The sequence below is a fragment of the uncultured Brachyspira sp. genome (genome assembly GCF_944393015.1).
Taxonomy (GTDB): domain Bacteria; phylum Spirochaetota; class Brachyspiria; order Brachyspirales; family Brachyspiraceae; genus Brachyspira.
The window spans coordinates 128,570-145,950 of sequence record NZ_CALXYQ010000001.1 but is presented as its reverse complement, the minus strand read 5'-3'; the positions used below and the strand labels follow the sequence as shown (position 1 = coordinate 145,950).

The 17,381-nt window shown below is 26.2% G+C and carries 18 protein-coding genes; 10 read left to right on the top strand and 8 right to left on the bottom strand.

Annotated features, from left to right (window positions below):
* Positions 1-353 precede the first annotated feature (353 nt).
* The 6 genes from Q0K19_RS00640 to pnuC all read right to left on the bottom strand — a co-directional run bounded on the left by Q0K19_RS00640 (position 354) and on the right by pnuC (position 6,453).
* Positions 354-965: a BspA family leucine-rich repeat surface protein gene (locus Q0K19_RS00640; RefSeq protein WP_297244669.1), complete on the bottom strand. Its 612-nt coding sequence runs from the start codon at positions 963-965 to the stop codon at positions 354-356.
* Between the two features lie 20 nt (positions 966-985).
* Positions 986-2,053: a DNA replication/repair protein RecF gene (locus tag Q0K19_RS00635; RefSeq protein ID WP_297244667.1), complete on the bottom strand. Its 1,068-nt coding sequence runs from the start codon at positions 2,051-2,053 to the stop codon at positions 986-988.
* 165 nt (positions 2,054-2,218) lie between these two features.
* Positions 2,219-3,403 carry a methionine adenosyltransferase gene (gene metK, locus Q0K19_RS00630; protein WP_297244665.1) on the bottom strand — a complete coding sequence of 395 codons (1,185 nt, stop codon included), beginning with the start codon at positions 3,401-3,403 and terminating at the stop codon, positions 2,219-2,221.
* A gap of 163 nt (positions 3,404-3,566) precedes the next feature.
* Entirely contained in the window at positions 3,567-4,553 is a 987-nt protein-coding gene (locus Q0K19_RS00625) for a VWA domain-containing protein (protein ID WP_297244662.1), read from the bottom strand.
* 196 nt (positions 4,554-4,749) lie between these two features.
* Positions 4,750-5,754: an AAA family ATPase gene (locus Q0K19_RS00620; RefSeq protein ID WP_297244660.1), complete on the bottom strand. Its 1,005-nt coding sequence runs from the start codon at positions 5,752-5,754 to the stop codon at positions 4,750-4,752.
* Positions 5,755-5,766: 12 nt separating this feature from the next.
* Positions 5,767-6,453: a nicotinamide riboside transporter PnuC gene (gene pnuC, locus Q0K19_RS00615; RefSeq protein ID WP_297244658.1), complete on the bottom strand. Its 687-nt coding sequence runs from the start codon at positions 6,451-6,453 to the stop codon at positions 5,767-5,769.
* A gap of 170 nt (positions 6,454-6,623) precedes the next feature.
* Here pnuC and Q0K19_RS00610 point away from each other — a divergent pair, with 170 nt between their 5' ends.
* The 10 genes from Q0K19_RS00610 to Q0K19_RS00565 all read left to right on the top strand — a co-directional run bounded on the left by Q0K19_RS00610 (position 6,624) and on the right by Q0K19_RS00565 (position 15,379).
* A complete protein-coding gene (locus Q0K19_RS00610; RefSeq protein ID WP_297244656.1) occupies positions 6,624-7,100 on the top strand; it encodes a hypothetical protein in 477 nt (158 codons plus the stop codon).
* 134 nt (positions 7,101-7,234) lie between these two features.
* Complete coding sequence (locus Q0K19_RS00605; protein WP_297244653.1) at positions 7,235-9,187, top strand: hypothetical protein; 1,953 nt, start codon at positions 7,235-7,237, stop codon at positions 9,185-9,187.
* 141 nt (positions 9,188-9,328) lie between these two features.
* Entirely contained in the window at positions 9,329-9,457 is a 129-nt protein-coding gene (locus Q0K19_RS00600; RefSeq protein ID WP_297244651.1) for a hypothetical protein, read from the top strand.
* 149 nt (positions 9,458-9,606) lie between these two features.
* Positions 9,607-9,888 carry a hypothetical protein gene (locus tag Q0K19_RS00595; protein WP_297244649.1) on the top strand — a complete coding sequence of 94 codons (282 nt, stop codon included), beginning with the start codon at positions 9,607-9,609 and terminating at the stop codon, positions 9,886-9,888.
* A gap of 19 nt (positions 9,889-9,907) precedes the next feature.
* Complete coding sequence (locus Q0K19_RS00590; protein WP_297244647.1) at positions 9,908-10,654, top strand: MerR family transcriptional regulator; 747 nt, start codon at positions 9,908-9,910, stop codon at positions 10,652-10,654.
* 148 nt (positions 10,655-10,802) lie between these two features.
* Complete coding sequence (locus Q0K19_RS00585) at positions 10,803-11,174, top strand: hypothetical protein (protein WP_297244645.1); 372 nt, start codon at positions 10,803-10,805, stop codon at positions 11,172-11,174.
* A gap of 603 nt (positions 11,175-11,777) precedes the next feature.
* The gene (locus tag Q0K19_RS00580) at positions 11,778-12,902 is read left to right on the top strand and encodes a chorismate mutase (protein WP_297244643.1); all 1,125 of its coding nucleotides are present in this window, start codon (positions 11,778-11,780) and stop codon (positions 12,900-12,902) included.
* Positions 12,895-13,422, top strand: coding sequence for a shikimate kinase (locus tag Q0K19_RS00575; RefSeq protein WP_297244641.1), 528 nt, complete (start codon positions 12,895-12,897; stop codon positions 13,420-13,422). Before Q0K19_RS00580 ends, Q0K19_RS00575 begins: the two co-directional genes overlap by 8 nt.
* A gap of 88 nt (positions 13,423-13,510) precedes the next feature.
* The gene (locus Q0K19_RS00570; RefSeq protein WP_297244639.1) at positions 13,511-14,209 is read left to right on the top strand and encodes a DUF554 domain-containing protein; all 699 of its coding nucleotides are present in this window, start codon (positions 13,511-13,513) and stop codon (positions 14,207-14,209) included.
* A 45-nt stretch (positions 14,210-14,254) separates the two neighbouring features.
* Complete coding sequence (locus tag Q0K19_RS00565; protein ID WP_297244637.1) at positions 14,255-15,379, top strand: hypothetical protein; 1,125 nt, start codon at positions 14,255-14,257, stop codon at positions 15,377-15,379.
* 716 nt (positions 15,380-16,095) lie between these two features.
* On the opposite strand, the gene Q0K19_RS00560 is transcribed toward Q0K19_RS00565, so the two are convergent.
* Both Q0K19_RS00560 and Q0K19_RS00555 read right to left on the bottom strand, forming a co-directional pair.
* Positions 16,096-16,506 carry a hypothetical protein gene (locus Q0K19_RS00560; RefSeq protein WP_014488657.1) on the bottom strand — a complete coding sequence of 137 codons (411 nt, stop codon included), beginning with the start codon at positions 16,504-16,506 and terminating at the stop codon, positions 16,096-16,098.
* Positions 16,507-16,514: 8 nt separating this feature from the next.
* Complete coding sequence (locus Q0K19_RS00555; protein ID WP_014488656.1) at positions 16,515-17,333, bottom strand: PTS sugar transporter subunit IIA; 819 nt, start codon at positions 17,331-17,333, stop codon at positions 16,515-16,517.
* Positions 17,334-17,381 lie beyond the last annotated feature (48 nt).

Here is a 17,381-nt window from a genome sequence, read left to right as displayed (position 1 = left end):
AACCTAAATTTAAAATTGTGTTTTTTGACAAACTCTAAAATTTTTAGTATATACCTAAACAATTTTAAATTGTCAATTTTTAGTTTTTTATGAATGTAATTATAATTTATAAATGTTATAAAATATTATTTTCTGTTATTATAATATGTTTTACATGTAATATAAATTATTGACTTTTGTATATTAATAAGTAATCAGCCGCACGTATAGTTTGCTATCCATAATGATTTGCAGTACCGTGCGGAAAGCCTCCGCGAAGCGTACCCAATGGGTATAGGCGAATAGTTGGCAAAATGAAATCATTTCAGTATATACAATTTATAAAGTATATTACAATCCGCTATAAATTATTTTTAACTTTTATACCAAGAAGGCGGATTATTTTCTATAGGCGAATCAATAAAAGCGTATTTCATATTAACGTTTTCTCCTAACTTCCAAGATTCTAAATCCTGATTAAAACTTTTAGTAAAACAAAACATTAATGACATATATTTTACATTAGACACATTCCACTTGTATAAAGCACTATTAAAATTAACAGCTCCTTGAAACATACAGCTCATATTTTCTACATTAGATACATTCCAGTCATTAATATTTTGATTAAAACTTTCAGCATTCTTAAACATCTCCATCATGTATTTAACATTAGAAGTATTCCATTTATCTAAAGGCTGATTGAAACTTTTAGCACCGCAAAACATAGCAGACATAACTGTAACATTGGATACATCCCAATCATTTATATTATAATTAAAATTAACTGCATTTTTGAACATTCCGCCCATACTTGTTACATGAGAAACGTCCCAAGTTTCTATACCTGAAAAATCTTTTCTTATATTATTAAAAAATAATGCACTCATATCAGTTATTAAACTTGTATCAATATCACCTAAATATATATTTTCATCTTTTACTAATTCTTTTAATTCATCTTTTGTCTGAGGTTTATATTTCATTTTTAGCTCCTCTATAATTTTTACATTCTTATATTTGGTATATCGAATACTTTTCCGTTTTCAAAGTTTTTCACTTTTTCTTTTTCTGTAACAGTTATGAAAACCTGTCCTAATGTTTTTATGTATTCAAGTATATTATCCCTTCTTGTATTATCGAGTTCAAGCATAGCATCATCAATTAATAAAATAGGGGATTTTTTTCTGTATTCTGATAATATTTTTTCGCTTGCCAATTTCATTATAAGAGTAAACATTCTCTTTTCGCCTTGAGATGAGAATTTTTTTGATAATGAATCTTTATAAAAGAATTGATATTCCGCTCTATGTATTCCAAAATATGTTGTACGCATTCTGATTTGTTCATGCAATGTAGTTTCAAGCTTTTTAATATATTCATTTTCATTTAAAATATCTTCTATAGTTGATTGGTATTTTATAGTATAAGGGTTTTCATCATTGAAAATATTTTTATAAATTTCATTCATCTTTTCTTCTAAAAGAGCAGAATATTTTTTATTTTCATTAGCTATATAAAGAGAAAGTTTGGCTATGTCGCTATTATAAATATATGCTTCATTAGGTTTTGTACTAAGGCAAATATTTCTCATTTTAAGAAGTTTATTGTATTTTATCAATGCAAGCAAATATTCTGATGATATTGTTGATATTAGCATGTTAAAATAATCGCGTCTTAATTTAGGCTCTGCTATAACCAAATCAGTATCATTAGGAAGAAATATAACATAAAGTATCCTTCCTATTAAATCCTTTCTTGAAGATACTTCTTTTTTATCAATGAATACTTTTTTTATTTTTTTTTGATAGGCTATTTCTATATTAGTATCATAATTAAGCTCATCTTCTCTAAAAATGCCTCTCAAAAAATAATTATCATTTCCATTTTTTACAAGCTCTCTGTCAAGTCTGGTTCTAAATGACACACCATTTCCAAGCATATATATTGCTTCTAGTATATTAGTTTTACCGCATCCATTATGTCCGTAAAGAACATTTATTTTATCAGAAAATTCAAATATATTTTCATTGTAGTTTCTAAAAGAACGTAATGTAAGTTCTTTAAGTATCATTTTATAAGCCTTTAATATTGTAGTGAAAAGTATTATATATTAAAATATTAAAAATAGTAGTGTTTTATATTATTAAGTTTTTTAAAAATAAAAAATAAGGCTTGCTAATATTTAATATTAACAAGCCTTGAATGTTTAAAACTTTTTTATTTTTATTGAAATCAATTATTTAGCATTAGCAAACAAATCTTTTATATCTGTCTTTTCCCAAGTGAACTCTGGAAGCTCTCTGCCGAAATGTCCATAAGCAGTAGTTTTTTCGTAGATAGGTCTTCTTAGATCTAATCTTTTGATTATGCCTGCAGGAGTTAAATCAAGCTCTTTAGAAACTATATTAGCTAATACTTCATCATGTACTTTTGCTGTACCGAAAGTATTAACATATACAGATAAAGGCTCAGGAACACCTATAGCATAAGCAAACTGTACTAATGCTCTGTCAGCTATACCAGAAGCAACAATGTTTTTAGCAACATATCTAGCCATATAACAAGCACTTCTATCTACTTTTGTAGGATCTTTACCAGAGAAAGCTCCGCCGCCATGTGCACCATGTCCGCCGTAGCTGTCTACAATGATTTTTCTTCCTGTTAATCCGCAGTCTCCCATAGGTCCGCCAACTACGAATGAACCTGTTGGGTTAATGTAATATTTTGTGTTTTCATCAAGCATATTAGCCGGACATATTTCATTAATAACATATTTTTTAATGTCAGCTTCTATTTGTTTATGCTCAACGCCTGCAGCATGCTGGGTAGAAATAACAACAGCTTCTATTCTTGCAGCTTTACCGTCTTTATATTCAACAGTAACCTGACTTTTTCCGTCTGGTCTTAAATAGTCAACTACTTTGTCTTTTCTAATCTTAGTTAAACGTTCTGCCAATCTATGGGCTAAATGTATAGTTAAAGGCATAAAAGTTTCAGTTTCATTTATAGCATAACCGAACATTATACCCTGGTCGCCTGCACCTTCAGAAACATTTGATGATTCAGAATTGAATAATCCTTTTCCGGCACTAACTCCCATATCTATATCTGGAGACTGTTCTGCAATAGACTCCATAACTGCACAAGTATCAGCGTCAAAACCCATATCGCTGCTTGTGTATCCTATTCGCCTTACGGTATCTCTAGCGATTTTTTGATAATCCAATCTAGCTTTTGTAGTGATTTCTCCGGCAATCATGATCATTCCAGTTTTTGCTAAAGTTTCACATGCCACTCTAGAATTAGGATCTTGTTTTAAACATTCGTCTAAGACTGCATCGCTTACAGCATCGCAGATCTTATCAGGATGGCCTTCTGTTACCGACTCAGAAGAGAAATAATAATTCTTTATCTCTGCCATAGTTTTACCTCTTTTTAAAATATAATCGTTTCATTGTATATCAGTTAACATAAATAGTCAAGTAAATATTTGAGAATTATTACAATTTAGTATAAATAACTATTAATATTTATTAAATTATTATTGTATATAGAATTATTTTAATGTTATAATACATATTAAACTATGGTATTATCAAAAATCTGGTTGTAGAGAGTATGATGCTTAGGCATAAGCAAAGAAAAGCTATTATAATAAATGGCTTGTATAATTCATCATATTGTATAAGATCATCATCTAATATAGGTTTTTTCTCTAATCTGTCTATTGTATTATAAACATTATCTAAAGCGGAAGCATTTTTAGCATTGAAATATTTACCGCCTGTAGTAGCTGCTATATCTATTAAAGATTCTTCATTTAGGGTAAAATCTGCCCTTATTCTTCTTTTACCATAGCTAGGATCATCATAAGTAACCCAAGCATGACTGCCATTCGCATCGCCTATACCTATTGTATATATTTTTATATTGAAATTTGAAGCTATTTCAGAAGCTAGTTTAGGATCTATTTCTCCGGAGTTATTTTCTCCATCTGTAAGAAGTATTATTATTTTTTCATTATCCTCTTTTACGCTTCTAAGCATATCAACAGCAGTAGCAATTCCAAGTCCTATTGATGTGGAGCCTTCTTCATCTATTTCTATTTTTTTTATTTCTTCTTCCAATGAAGTATAGTCAAATGTAGCAGGTGAAAGTACGGAAGCTCTCAAAGCAAATGATACTAAACTTATTTTATCGAAATTTCTTTTCTTTATGAAGTCTATCATAGTTTTTTTAGAAGCTTCAAGTCTTGTAGGTATCATATCTTCGGCCATCATAGAAGGTGAAACGTCTACTACAAGAGATATATAAATACCTTCTCCATTAATATCTGATAAATGGGAAACTCTTGCAGGACGGGCTAAACCTATGATAGAAAATGCAAGTGCCAATATGATAAGCATAAATGGTATATCTTTAACATAATATCTTGATTTTAATACTTTAGACATACTTACTCTTGGATGCTTTACAGAATAAGAATGATTCTTTCTTGTCTGTATATATGCAAATATTATAATAGGCAAAGTTAGCAGCAAGAATAAAAGTTTCGGATATACAAAAGTCATTTACACATTTTCCTAATCATAATTTTATTATTAAAACATAAATAAATAATTAAAGTAATATTTGATAAATTATTATACTAAAATACAAATAAAAGTAAAGTACCGAATTATTTTATAGGTATATACTAAAAAAATGACAAAGTTAAAAATTTTTAGTATATACAAAATCATATTACAAACTAATAACATATTTTAATCATAAGAACAATTTATCTATTATAGAAACAGACTTTTTGAATCTTTCCTGATAATCTCCATTTATAGAATGATACTTTATATTTAAATTATGAAGTATATCTTTTATTTTGTTGCTATATTTAATTCTGTTATTCTTTATTATTTCACTTCTGTCGCCGTCCTGAACAAAATCAACATCAGGCTCTAAAAATAGTATAGCATCATATTTATTTATATGTATAATAGCCTTTGCTAATCTTTCATTATCTATAATATTTTCATCTTCTAAAAAATGCATATAGAAGTTAGTGATTATAGCATCAGTATCAACAAATAATATTTTATTACTGCTTTCTATTGCTTTTATTTCATTTAATTTATGAGTAAGAAGTATCTCCGTAAAATCTTCTGAAAGCATAAGCAAATCAGTACCGGACTTTTCAGATAATTCTCTGCCTGCTTCTTCTATATAGTTGGTATTATAATAATTTGCAAGATTAATTGTGAGAGTGGATTTTCCTGTGCTTTCGCTTCCTAATAATAGAACTTTTTTTGTATAATAAGGCTTTACTATATTAGGTAAATAATCCCAATGCTTATAAACATTTTCTCTAATTTTTGAAGAACTTATTTCATTTCTTTCTATGAATATTAATTCTGATTCTTTATAGTGCCTTGTGTAAAAAGAATCTTTATCTTTATAATCATCTCCGCAAAATACTGCATCGATTTTTTCACCTATAGCATTTTTTATTTTTATGGAATCTGCTTCCCATAAATCTTCTGTATATTCTTCTTTCGTTTTTGCATTATCTTCTATAAATATAATCTTAACATTTCCGATATGCTTTGTTAATTGATAAAGCCAGCGGTATCTTATTTTTTTATCAATTTCATTTCTGTTATTTCCAACAGCCAAAACAATATAAAGTTTTTTACATTGATTAGCAGCTTCTATTATGCATCTTACATGCCCAAGATGAAGAGGATTAAAAGAACCTCCATACATTCCTACATTATACATAAAAACTCCGAATTATTTTTGTAAATTGGCTTCTCTATACCATTTAATAAACATAAATATTGCATTAATTAAATAAACGCTCCACATAAGCAGAGTTGCTATATTATCACCCCCGCTCGAGAAATTAATATACCATATAGAAATATTTAAAATGTTTACAAGTATCCACATTATCCATTGTTCAGTACATCTTTTTACGCATAGTATCTGTGCAGTTACAGCAAATACTGTACTTGCACTATCAACAAAAGGAAGAGAGCCTCCTAATTTTTTTAATATAAGTCCGTAAACAAAAATTGATATAAAAGATAAAGCAAATATTATAATTTTATATTTATTATCCAGTTTTATTTTTATGACTTCTTTGCTTTCATTATTTATATTTCTGCTCCATAATACAAAGCCAACTATATTCATAGGTATATAATAGAAGACATTTAACATAAACTCGCCGTAATATTTAGCATTAAAAGCTATAATAGAATAAAGAATAGTATTAACCATTCCAAATATATATGAAGATAATTTTCCTTTACCTGTGAGAATCACGCATAATATACCGCTTATTGATGATACTATACCAATAATGTTTTCTTTCCAATATATAGAAAGCGATAATATTATACCGCTTGCAATTATAATCCATATAGCTTCTACTGCTTTCCAATTTTGAAGTTCATTTTTTATAAAATTTTTCATTATGATTTTCTTAATTTGAATAGTTTTTGACAATTATATAATCATTTTACATAAAATCAATATTAATTAATTTTTCTATATTAAAAACTATGCTTAATAAAGTTAATTTTACTATTGACAAAAAATAAATTTATAAATAATATGAATTTATTAAGAAAACGGAGATAAATATGTTGAGAAAATTATTAATTACATCTTTATTATTTATAGCTTTATTTACTGTAAGCTGTAATATGTTTAAAAAAACATCTGACGAAGTTACAGGATCAATTACTGGAGTAGACAGCAGTTATCTTGGTACTTGGGATGCTGATAGTACTGGAAATACAACTCATCAGAATCTTTTGGGTGCTTATATTATAGTAAAAGATGATAGTTCTATAGATTTTTATTTTAGACCAGACCAAAAAACATATAGTTTCCCTTCAACTTCAATATTAAAATTTGGAAATACTAGTATGGCTACATATAATGAAACAGATCCTAATAACAATAATGTAGTATTAAAAAAACATATACTTACTATGACTTTTGAAGAAAGAGATAATGGTAATGGAACATTTTCTTCTGTAATGAATGTTAGCTATAGTGTTGAAGAAAATAATTCAGGTACAATAGTTAAAGGTGTTTTTGTTAGAAGAGCATGATAAAATTTTTAATATAAAAATTATTAAGGGGGCTTTAAAAGGCTCCCTTTTTTATTTTTTAAAATTAAATTTAATTGATGAAATGATATTTATAATATAAAATCAAAAATTATAAATATATTTTAGGTTTTATAATGGCTTCAAATAAAAATAGTAAGGCAAAACAATTCAATATAAAAAATAATGATAGAAGATACATAATTGAAAAATACAGTTCAGACATATATTCAAAATATACTCCATACAGTAGTAATAAAAATAGACATTATGATGATTATTATATTCTTCACTCACTAAAAAATATAGTAAATAAAATCAATACTTTAAAAAATAATGATATAAAAGTATTATTAGTATCAATGAATTCAGGAAAGCCTACACAATTAAAAAGAGGAAAGTATAAATATATAGAAATAAAATTTTATAAAGATTTAAGTTATAAAGAAATAGATTCTGATCCTGATTATACAGATAATATTTATTTATTTTTAGATGAGAATAAAATTTGTTTTTTTGAAATAGGTGTGTTTTTAGAATTATATAATAATTTGAAATCTTATGAGCAATTCAGTTACACTTATATATATGAAATAATTAATAAAATAATAAGCCCTTATAAATTAATATATGATAATTACCGCTTTTTAAATAATAAAGAAAGAAATTATAAAGATATTATAAAAGATATAAAAGAAAGTAATTTTGAACTTATAATCAAAGAGAGAGAAATTGAAAGATTAAAAAAAGTTATGCAGGAATATTTTGATAACAATAAAAAAACTGTTTCAATTCTTCCTTCATATAGATTGTATAAAGAAGATAAACAAAAAGATACTAGATATTATACATTAGAAAGTTTAATAGTTTTAGATGAAATATTAAGAATATACAAAGATATAAAAAGTACAGAGTTTGTATTTATTAGAAATATAAGCTATTTATATGATGCCGAAGATATAGCAAAAGAAATATTTAATTTTGATAAGATAGTAAAATCAAATATATATACTATTGAAAGTGAAAAATATATAAAAGAAATTTGTTTAAATATAAAAGATGATAAAGAAAGACAAAAAGAAATAAAGAAAATCGATATAAAAAATATACTTAATAATTTTGAAACTATACAAATAAAGGACTTAGAAAATATAATATTTTATCTGTATAATACAATACTTAGTCTGATAAGAGATAATAAGGACTATAATGTAGAAGAAAATGAACAGTTACAAAAAGGCATTTTATACTATGACAGTGTTTTTTATTACTTACAATATTTTATAGGATATTTATTTAATGATAAAAAAATTATAAATGAAGAAGAATATAAAAAAATAATATCTCTTTACATTTATAAATATAATGCTATTAGAAATCATAATACTTATAGATTCTACGAATTTTATTTAAATAATGAAACAGCAAAAAAGTATAATATAAAAGATTATGGTATCATTAACTATAACATTTACTATTATCAAGATGAAGAAAAAATAATTAAAAAATATTCAATATATGATTATAAAGAAATATACATTTATTATTATAAGTTTATATTGATGAGTATTGCATACAATATTGTAGGCTATCATAGAGATGAAAAAGATTATATAAAAACTAGAATAGAAATAAAAGAAGAGATAGAAAAAAATCCAGATAGTGTAATACTTAATTGCGGAATTATATATAAAGAAGAATTCAAATATATAAAAAATGATATTAATAAGTTTAAGAAAATGCTTAATAATTTATATTTTATTAATATTATTGATTATGAAGAGTATAAAAAATATAATTGTTTTAAGTTGGAAGAATTAATAAATTATATTTGTGATTTAATTCAAGATGATGAAAAATTTATAAATATAGAAGAAAGTATAAAAGACTTTAAAATATATCAATTAATAAAAAAAGAAATAGAGTCAATAAAAGAAAGTAAAATTATATATGATAGATATAAATTATTTTATTCCTTTTTAGAAGAAGAATATAAATTAACCTATGAAGAATCATCAGATATAATAAAAAAAATCAATAACTTCTATAATATATACAAATCAATAGAAATTCCTATAAAAAATATTTAAAAAAATCAAAAAAAAAATTCTCGATTGACCTCCACACGAATATGTCAAATGATAAAAACATATAAAGAGCCTAATATATAACTATGGTTAGATAAAAAACACATATCTAACTAAATATCATTTTTATAAAGGAGGCTCTATATGAACAAAAAACCAAATCATAATGCTGACATTTCAAATGCCAACAAAGGCACATCTGGAACAAATATTACCTATGACAAGAATCAAGGCAACAGAGGCAAACAGTTGAACCCTAATCAAAAGAAATAATAAATAAAATTATTTATTTGGGCAGCTTCAAATTATTTATTAGTTTTTAGCGGCTTAAAACAAAATAATGAAAGCTATAATAAAAAGTATGTATCTCATTATAACGAGGTATTAAAAAATTTAATAATAATATTTAAGGAGATTGTATAATGAACATTTACTTATTTATTGATTTACATAGAAAAAGAGCAAAAGAAGCGAGAGAGTATTTCACAAATTTATTAAAGATACTATACATATTAAAAATAGTATTTGGAGATAGTTTAAACATTGATATGGAGGTGGTATTTGGCAGAGGGCTTCATAGTAAAAATAAAATACCTGTTTTGAAATTTGTTGTTTTAAGACAAGCTAAAAGATATCAAGATTTCGGATACAAGTACAAACTAAATAAAAAAACAGCTAATGGCTCTATGATTATAACTTTTTAATAAATAAGGTAAATATAAAATGGCTAGAAGAGATGAAAACAACAATATAGATATAAATGCTAAGAGAGACATAAACAATTTTGATTTATATTATTTTATAAAAAATAAAAAATATTACTTGCCAAAATATTCATTTATTTTGAAAAGCAAAAAAAGATTGATGTCCATAGGAGAATTTTTAAATCTTTTAGAAAAAAATAATATGAAAAACATGAGTATTAATTTATTAAGAGAATGGGATAATAAAGAACTTCTTCCAGCATACAGAGTTGAAAGAGGAATGATCAGAACAGAAAGCAGATACTACATAATGGAACATCTTGATATTGTAAAAGAGATAGTAAGACTTAAATCCTATGGGCTTGAGATAAGAGAGACAGAAAAGATAATTTTTGAAAATAAATCTTTTGAAATACTTTTCTTATCAAAAATAATAAAAAATAAGGAGTTATTTATGAAGATGAAAGATATTATAAAAAACATAAAACATATAGAAGATGAGCTAGTAGGTTCTATATGCACTGAAGTGAAAAAAATATTTAATATTAATGATGATGATTTTAAAGATACTTTTAATGATAAATATTTAAACACTATATTAAATGATTATAAAAAGAGCAATTTAAATCCTGATGAATCAAGCATATTATTATTATCTTTAATACTTTTGAGTTTGTATAATTCTTATGATAATAATTCATTTGACAGGAAAAAATTCTCAAAGCATTTTTACAGTATCATAAGCGATAATAAAAATCATACCTGACCATACTTAGATGACTACTTTATTGATTAATAACATTGAATAAAGAGCAAATATATTTAATATATATAAATGCTTTTAAACATTTGATAACTTATTAAAGATTAAAAAAATCTTTAATTGTTATAAATAAAAAATAGGAGATTTAAAAATGACTAAAAAAATTTTATCAATTGCAGCTGCTGTAATTTTAGTAAGTTTTTTAATGATTGGATGCGGTAATAAAACTACAGATCCTGCTAAAGTTTCACCTAATAAAGGTATAGAAACATATCAAGGAAATTGGAAGCCTAAAGATACTAGTAAACCATATGGAGGTACTTTTACAATAAATTCTGACGGCTCAATCAATATGCATGATAGTGAAGGTACAACTATACAAAAAAATCAGATAACAGATAAAGGAAATGAAGTGTATGAGTTTAGCATACAAGGATATACAATAACTCTTACATTTAAAGATGTTTCTAATTGCATTATGAATCAAGGCGGAATGGATATAGAGATGATTAAAGTTAATTAAAAATTATTAGTATTATAATAATATAATAAAGCCTGTCTTAATAGTTTTATTGGGGCAGGTTTTTTATTTTAAAGTCATCTCGCCACGCGTTGAACTCGCTTTAAAAATAAAATTAATCAATAATTAAACATTTACTATAACTTAAAATTATGCTTACCGCGTGCTGTTAAAGTATCTAAACTAAAAAACGTTTGGGTGGGCATGCTTTTTCTTGATTGGCTGTAAATATAAATAAAATGTTTTTTCAATATAAAATTTCTAATTTTAAAGGGTGGGATTCAAAATAAATTTATAGCTTTAATAATTATCAACTTTTCCCGCCGCATACGCTCTGCGGACTTCGTCAAAGAACCATACGAAGTACCCTACGGCGAAAGAGCAAGTATAAAATTAGTACTAAATAATACTAATTTTGTCTTACATGTAAGATAAAATATTAAATTTAAGCTAAAATATAGCCTTTTTGCTTCTTTGTGGCAACAAAAGAAGTGGGGGTTCGGGGGCTAGTCCCCGAAAATAATAAAAACATAAAAACTATTTTTTGACAAAGTATATTTGTTTAGGTATAATCTTAAATATTTAAAATTATAAAAGGACACAACTATGCTTAATGATGAATTACAGGAATTAAGAAAAGATATTGATAGAATAGATAAGCAAATAGTAAATTTGATAGATGAAAGAATGAAAGTAAGTTTGAAAGTAGGGGAGACAAAAAAGAAATATAATGCCCCTATATTCGACCCAAAAAGAGAAAAAGAAGTTATAGCAAAAAAAATAGAATTGCTTGAAAATAAAGAATTGGCTAGTTTAATTACTACTATTTATAATGATATAATGTATACATCAAAACAGCTTCAGAAACATTTGATTGATGAATATAATGCTGAAGAAGATAAAAAAGAAGATGATAAAGAAAATATAAAATATGATGAAAAAATAGTGTATCAAGGCAGAGAGGGTGGAAACGGACATGAAGCTGCTTTAAAATTTTTCGGAGAGAATGCTAAACTAATAAAGAAAGAACATTTTGATGATGTGCTTGAGAGTATAAGAAGCGGAGAATGTTATTACGGTGTTTTACCTTTAGAAAATTCTTCTACAGGAATGGTTAATGAAGTTTTGGATATACTTGCAGATTATAATTGTAAAATAGTAGGAGAGGTTTACCTTCCTATAGAATACGGACTTATGGCAAAAAAAGGTGCTAGTATAAAGGATATTAAAAAAGTTATATCTCATCATCAGGCTTTGAAGCAATGTTCTAATTTTATAAAAGAAAATAATTTTGAAGAGATAACAGCATCTAATACTGCAGAAGCAGCTTTTATAGTTTCTAATGGAGATGATAAAGAATTGGCTTCAATTTCAAATAAGCATGCTTGTAAAATTTATGATTTAGAAATGCTTGAAGAGAATATTGAGAATATTAAAGGAAATACAACCCGTTTTATTATAGTTGCTAATTATGATAATGCTTTAAAAAGAGGTAATAAAATGACTATAAGATTCTTACTTCCTCATGAAAACGGCAGTTTGGCAGATTCTTTGAATAAATTGAAAAGTTTTAATTTAACTTCTATAGTAAGCCGTCCGCATGTTGAAAGAAAATGGCAGTATTATTTTTATATTGATATGACAGGTGATTTTGAAAACAGTAAAGAAGAATTTGAAGAGTTCAAAAAGAGTGTAGAAAATTTAATTGTTTTAGGTGTGTATAATGAATAATATAAAAAATAATAAAATTATATTTATTGTAGGTTTACCAGGATGCGGAAAAAGTGCATTATCAAAAATGCTTGCTGAAAAATTAAATTATGATTTGTACGATATGGATTCTTTTATAGAAAAAAAAGAGGGCAGGACTATAACAAATATTTTTGCTGAAAATGGAGAGTCTTATTTTAGAAATATTGAAAGCGAAGTTCTTGAAGAATTAAGTAATTTAAATAATGCTGTTATATCAACAGGAGGCGGTATAGTTCTAGCTGAAAAAAATAGAAAGATCATGAAAGATAAAGGATTGACTATTTTTATAGATAGAAATCCTAATATTATACTTGAAAATATTGACCCTACAGAAAGACCTCTTCTAGCTAAAGATAAAAATAAATTATTAGAATTATCTAAACAAAGAGATAGCTTATACATAGAATCAGCACATATTATATTCACACATAATACTTGGGAAGATAATATTGATAATACTTTTAAAAAATTTTATGATTGTATCATTGATTATATTTAAAAATTACTATTGATAAAAACAAAAAGAAGTATTATATTATTTTATTTATATAGCAAATTATATATTATAATAATGTTAGGATTAAAATATGATAGCCGTTTTCGTTAATATGATAGCTGTACTTGTTGGTTCTCTTATAGGTTTTGCATTCAAAAATAAATTATCAAAAAGGTATGAAGAGCCTGTTTTTATTGCTGCCGGTATAATATCTCTTACTATAGGTATAACTATGGCTATAACTACAAAGCATATATTAATATTTGCAGTTTCTATTATGCTTGGTGGCGTTACTGGTACATTTTTTAGGATAGAAGAAAAAATAGAATTATTCGGAGAGTTTTTAAAAAATAGATTTGCATTTAAAGAAAATTCAGGAAATTTTGCTTTAGGCTTTCTTACTTCTTCAATACTTTTTTGTTCAGGTTCAATGTCTATAGTAGGTTCATTTCAGGCAGGAACTCAAGGCGTATATGATTTAATATTTACCAAAAGCGTAATAGATGGATTTGTTGCAGTGTTTATGTCTACAGTTTATGGTATAGGTGTTGCTTTTTCGATAATAAGCATATTTGTTTATCAAGGAGCTTTGACTATACTTTCATCTTTTTTAGAGCCTTATGTTTCTGAAACTATGCTTAATGAGGTTTCCGCTGTAGGAGGTGCTACTGTTATGATGATAGGAATCAATTTATTAAAATTAGCCAAAATAAAGACAGGAGATTTCCTTCCTGCATTAATTTATTCTATTTTACTTGTTTTACTTATACCTTATATTCAATTTTTATGATATAATATATTAATATAATATTATAAATGTTAGGAGATATTATCAATGGAAGACATAGTAAAAGAGTATATTGACTACACTAAGCAAAAATCAAATATTGAAGAGGTAGCAAATAAAAAACTTGTATCTCAAAATGAAAAATTTTTAAAATTAAAAGAATATGTAAAAGAAAATCATGATAAAGAATTGGATATATGCAGACAAATAGCATCAGAATTTGAAAATATGGATATACTAAAATCATATTATGCTGCTAATTTTGTAGGACATTCACTTCATCATGAAGATATAATAGATGATGAAATAGGCAAAAATATTATTAATTTATTTTTTAGAAATATAGATAATGCCTGCCGTTTCATAGAAAATGCCGCTCAGCTTTATAATGTAGATGAAGATGATCTTACCGATGATGATATAGCCCGTATTAATATAGATATTATGTACAGACTTGATTATAAACCTTTAGAGGCATTTATTGGAATTGATATGATGATACCTCCTGTTATGACAGTTATATGTTCTAATCAGGATTTAAGAAAATATTTTATAAATTTAGGACTTGAAGATCATATAGAATATTTAGAAGGTTATGTTAATGCTTTATCTTATGTACATATTGGTATAGAGGCTTGCTATAAAACAAAAATTTTAGTTCTTTCTCCTAAAGTACAGAGAGGTTTTTATATAGAGGCTTCAGATATGAGTAATGGATACTATCTTATAACTTTATTAGAAGCAGAATTATATAAAAAAGGATTATTAAAAAGATACGGTATAGATAATTATGAGTTTAATGAAACTATTTATAATATAGCCACTGGAAATGAGCATCCTCAGGAATTAATGGAAGCGGAGGCACATCAGCAATACTACACTATGTACGCTCTTCAAAAAGACGGTACTTATAATATTGAAGATGAGAATGGAGAATTGGATTGCTACAAAATATTATACAGCGATATGTCTCCAGAAGAAATTCCTGACTTGGATGGCACTCATATATTGATTATGGATAGTGAAGGAATGTGGGCAAAACCTGTAAAATGGGATATAAGCTACTTCACAAAACCTCATCAGAAATTGAAACCTTATGTAAAAATACTAGATGAGATATCAGATGAGGAATATAATAGTTGGATAGAAAAAATAAAAAATTCTAATTCATAAAAAATATAGTTATGTTATAACTTTTAAATCTATAAAGGATCAGCTGATAATTTAGTTGTCAGCTGATTTTTTATTATATAAATAAAAAAATAACTGTTTATATTTTATATATACCTGAACAACTATATTTTGTCAAAAATAAATTTTTTAAATTTAAAATATTTGCAGGGCCTTGCCCACCGCTCTGCGTGCTTACGCAGCACCCCACTTCTTTTGTTGCCACAGGCGAAGCCCGCCTGCGGCGAGAAGCAATATCCTCGACAGGCTCGGATACGCTTCGCGAAAGGCTATATTTTAACTTAAATTAATAGTTTATATTACATGTAAAACAAAATTAGTATTATTTAGTACTAATTTTACATTTGCACTTTTTGGTTCTTTGACGCTGTCCGCCTGTGGCGTGCTGCGGGAAAAAGAACAACAAAAACATTGAGAAACTTAAAAATTTTTAAGTTTCTCAACCGCTAGCTCTACCTCAACTTTGTTCGGTACGCTTTGCGGGCACCTTCCCGCACAGTATCACTTATTCTTAAAGAATGTCCTCTATACGTGGTGCGGCTGATTACTTATTATTGCACAAAAAATAATAAGTAATCTTAGAGATAAAACATATTTAACCAATATTAGATAATATTTAGTATTATAAAAAATAATAATTTATATTCATAAAAAAGCAAAGATTGATAAAATATAGTTGTTTAGGTATATATTAGTTTTTATCTTATAGAAGTTTTGAATTCAGCTGTAAATGTGGAATCTTGATTATCTTTTACTGTTACTTTAGCATCATAAACAGCAGAAGGAAGATATTTTCCATTTTTATCAAGTCCGGACCATATACAAGTGGCTGTTTTCTTTGAAGCATCAATAGTTAAATCTTTTGAGTCCATTAAATCGCCGTTTTGAGAGTATATTTCTACTTTAGCACTTATAATTTCTCCGCTATTAATAGAAACTTTATAAGTAGTATTCTCTTTAGACGGACTAAATGGATTAGGATAATTATAAAACTCAGAAATGCTTGAGCTAGGTTTATTAGGTGAACATGAAATATAAAGGAAAGCTAAAAGAAGTATTATTAAAATATTTCTTTTAGCTGTCCATATTTTTAATAAATTACTTATCATTAATGTTATCAGTCAGTAGTGAATAATATTCTTCCGCAGTGGAAACACATAATAATTTGATTTTGTCTTCTAACTTCATTAACAGTCATTTTAGGTATAGCTACATTACAAGCACTGCATTTGTAATTTTCAATTTTAGCTAAAGCTTCACCTTTATTTTCTTTAATTCTCTTATAATTTTCTAAAACAGCAACATCTATTTTGCTAAGAATAGTATCTTTATATTTTTTATACTCTTCTAAAACAACATCAGATTTTTGCTGAGAGTGAGTAGAGCTATAAAGTTCATAAGCTTTAATTTGTATTTCAGCTCTTTCAAGTTCGATTAAGAATTTGATTTGTTTTTCAGCCTCAAATTTTTCATCTAATTTTTTGAATGATTCTAAAACAGCAGCAAGTTCATCATAGCTTTTAGTAGCCATTACTTTATCAAGTATTTCTTTCTGGTTAACCAAGAAGAAAATTTGAGAAAGATTTAAAAGATAATCTTGAGGGTTATCAAGATCTGAAAGTATTGCAAATACAAGTTTAACAGGGCTTTTTTCATCAGAGTCTGAATCGTAGTTAATTTCATTTTTTAAGAAACCAACAAATATATCTGTTTTTCCGTAACCTTGTATTCTTCCATGAGGAACAGCAACCCCGTTTCCAATATTAGTAGTGTATTCATCTTCACGTTTTTTGAATGCATCAAAGATAGCATCTGCAGATGCAGAAGCAACTGGTGCAATTTTTTCACTTAACGCTCTAAAAAGTGATTCTTTGTCTTTTGATTCCAAATCTTCAAATACATGTTCTTTTGTGATTTTGTCAATTATTTTGAGCATACAATCTCCTAGTTTTATACATATTCAATATTATATGATAGTATATAA

Excerpts from the sequence above, each read along its gene's own strand:
- Q0K19_RS00640 (WP_297244669.1), bottom strand. The coding sequence starts at position 965 with ATGAAATATAAACCTCAGACAAAAGATGAATTAAAAGAATTAGTAAAA.
- Q0K19_RS00635 (WP_297244667.1), bottom strand. The coding sequence starts at position 2,053 with ATGATACTTAAAGAACTTACATTACGTTCTTTTAGAAACTACAATGAA.
- metK (WP_297244665.1), bottom strand. The coding sequence starts at position 3,403 with ATGGCAGAGATAAAGAATTATTATTTCTCTTCTGAGTCGGTAACAGAA.
- Q0K19_RS00625 (WP_297244662.1), bottom strand. The coding sequence starts at position 4,553 with ATGACTTTTGTATATCCGAAACTTTTATTCTTGCTGCTAACTTTGCCT.
- Q0K19_RS00620 (WP_297244660.1), bottom strand. The coding sequence starts at position 5,754 with ATGTATAATGTAGGAATGTATGGAGGTTCTTTTAATCCTCTTCATCTT.
- pnuC (WP_297244658.1), bottom strand. The coding sequence starts at position 6,453 with ATGAAAAATTTTATAAAAAATGAACTTCAAAATTGGAAAGCAGTAGAA.
- Q0K19_RS00610 (WP_297244656.1), top strand. The coding sequence starts at position 6,624 with ATGTTGAGAAAATTATTAATTACATCTTTATTATTTATAGCTTTATTT.
- Q0K19_RS00605 (WP_297244653.1), top strand. The coding sequence starts at position 7,235 with ATGGCTTCAAATAAAAATAGTAAGGCAAAACAATTCAATATAAAAAAT.
- Q0K19_RS00600 (WP_297244651.1), top strand. The coding sequence starts at position 9,329 with ATGAACAAAAAACCAAATCATAATGCTGACATTTCAAATGCCAACAAA.
- Q0K19_RS00595 (WP_297244649.1), top strand. The coding sequence starts at position 9,607 with ATGAACATTTACTTATTTATTGATTTACATAGAAAAAGAGCAAAAGAA.
- Q0K19_RS00590 (WP_297244647.1), top strand. The coding sequence starts at position 9,908 with ATGGCTAGAAGAGATGAAAACAACAATATAGATATAAATGCTAAGAGA.
- Q0K19_RS00585 (WP_297244645.1), top strand. The coding sequence starts at position 10,803 with ATGACTAAAAAAATTTTATCAATTGCAGCTGCTGTAATTTTAGTAAGT.
- Q0K19_RS00580 (WP_297244643.1), top strand. The coding sequence starts at position 11,778 with ATGCTTAATGATGAATTACAGGAATTAAGAAAAGATATTGATAGAATA.
- Q0K19_RS00575 (WP_297244641.1), top strand. The coding sequence starts at position 12,895 with ATGAATAATATAAAAAATAATAAAATTATATTTATTGTAGGTTTACCA.
- Q0K19_RS00570 (WP_297244639.1), top strand. The coding sequence starts at position 13,511 with ATGATAGCCGTTTTCGTTAATATGATAGCTGTACTTGTTGGTTCTCTT.
- Q0K19_RS00565 (WP_297244637.1), top strand. The coding sequence starts at position 14,255 with ATGGAAGACATAGTAAAAGAGTATATTGACTACACTAAGCAAAAATCA.
- Q0K19_RS00560 (WP_014488657.1), bottom strand. The coding sequence starts at position 16,506 with ATGATAAGTAATTTATTAAAAATATGGACAGCTAAAAGAAATATTTTA.
- Q0K19_RS00555 (WP_014488656.1), bottom strand. The coding sequence starts at position 17,333 with ATGCTCAAAATAATTGACAAAATCACAAAAGAACATGTATTTGAAGAT.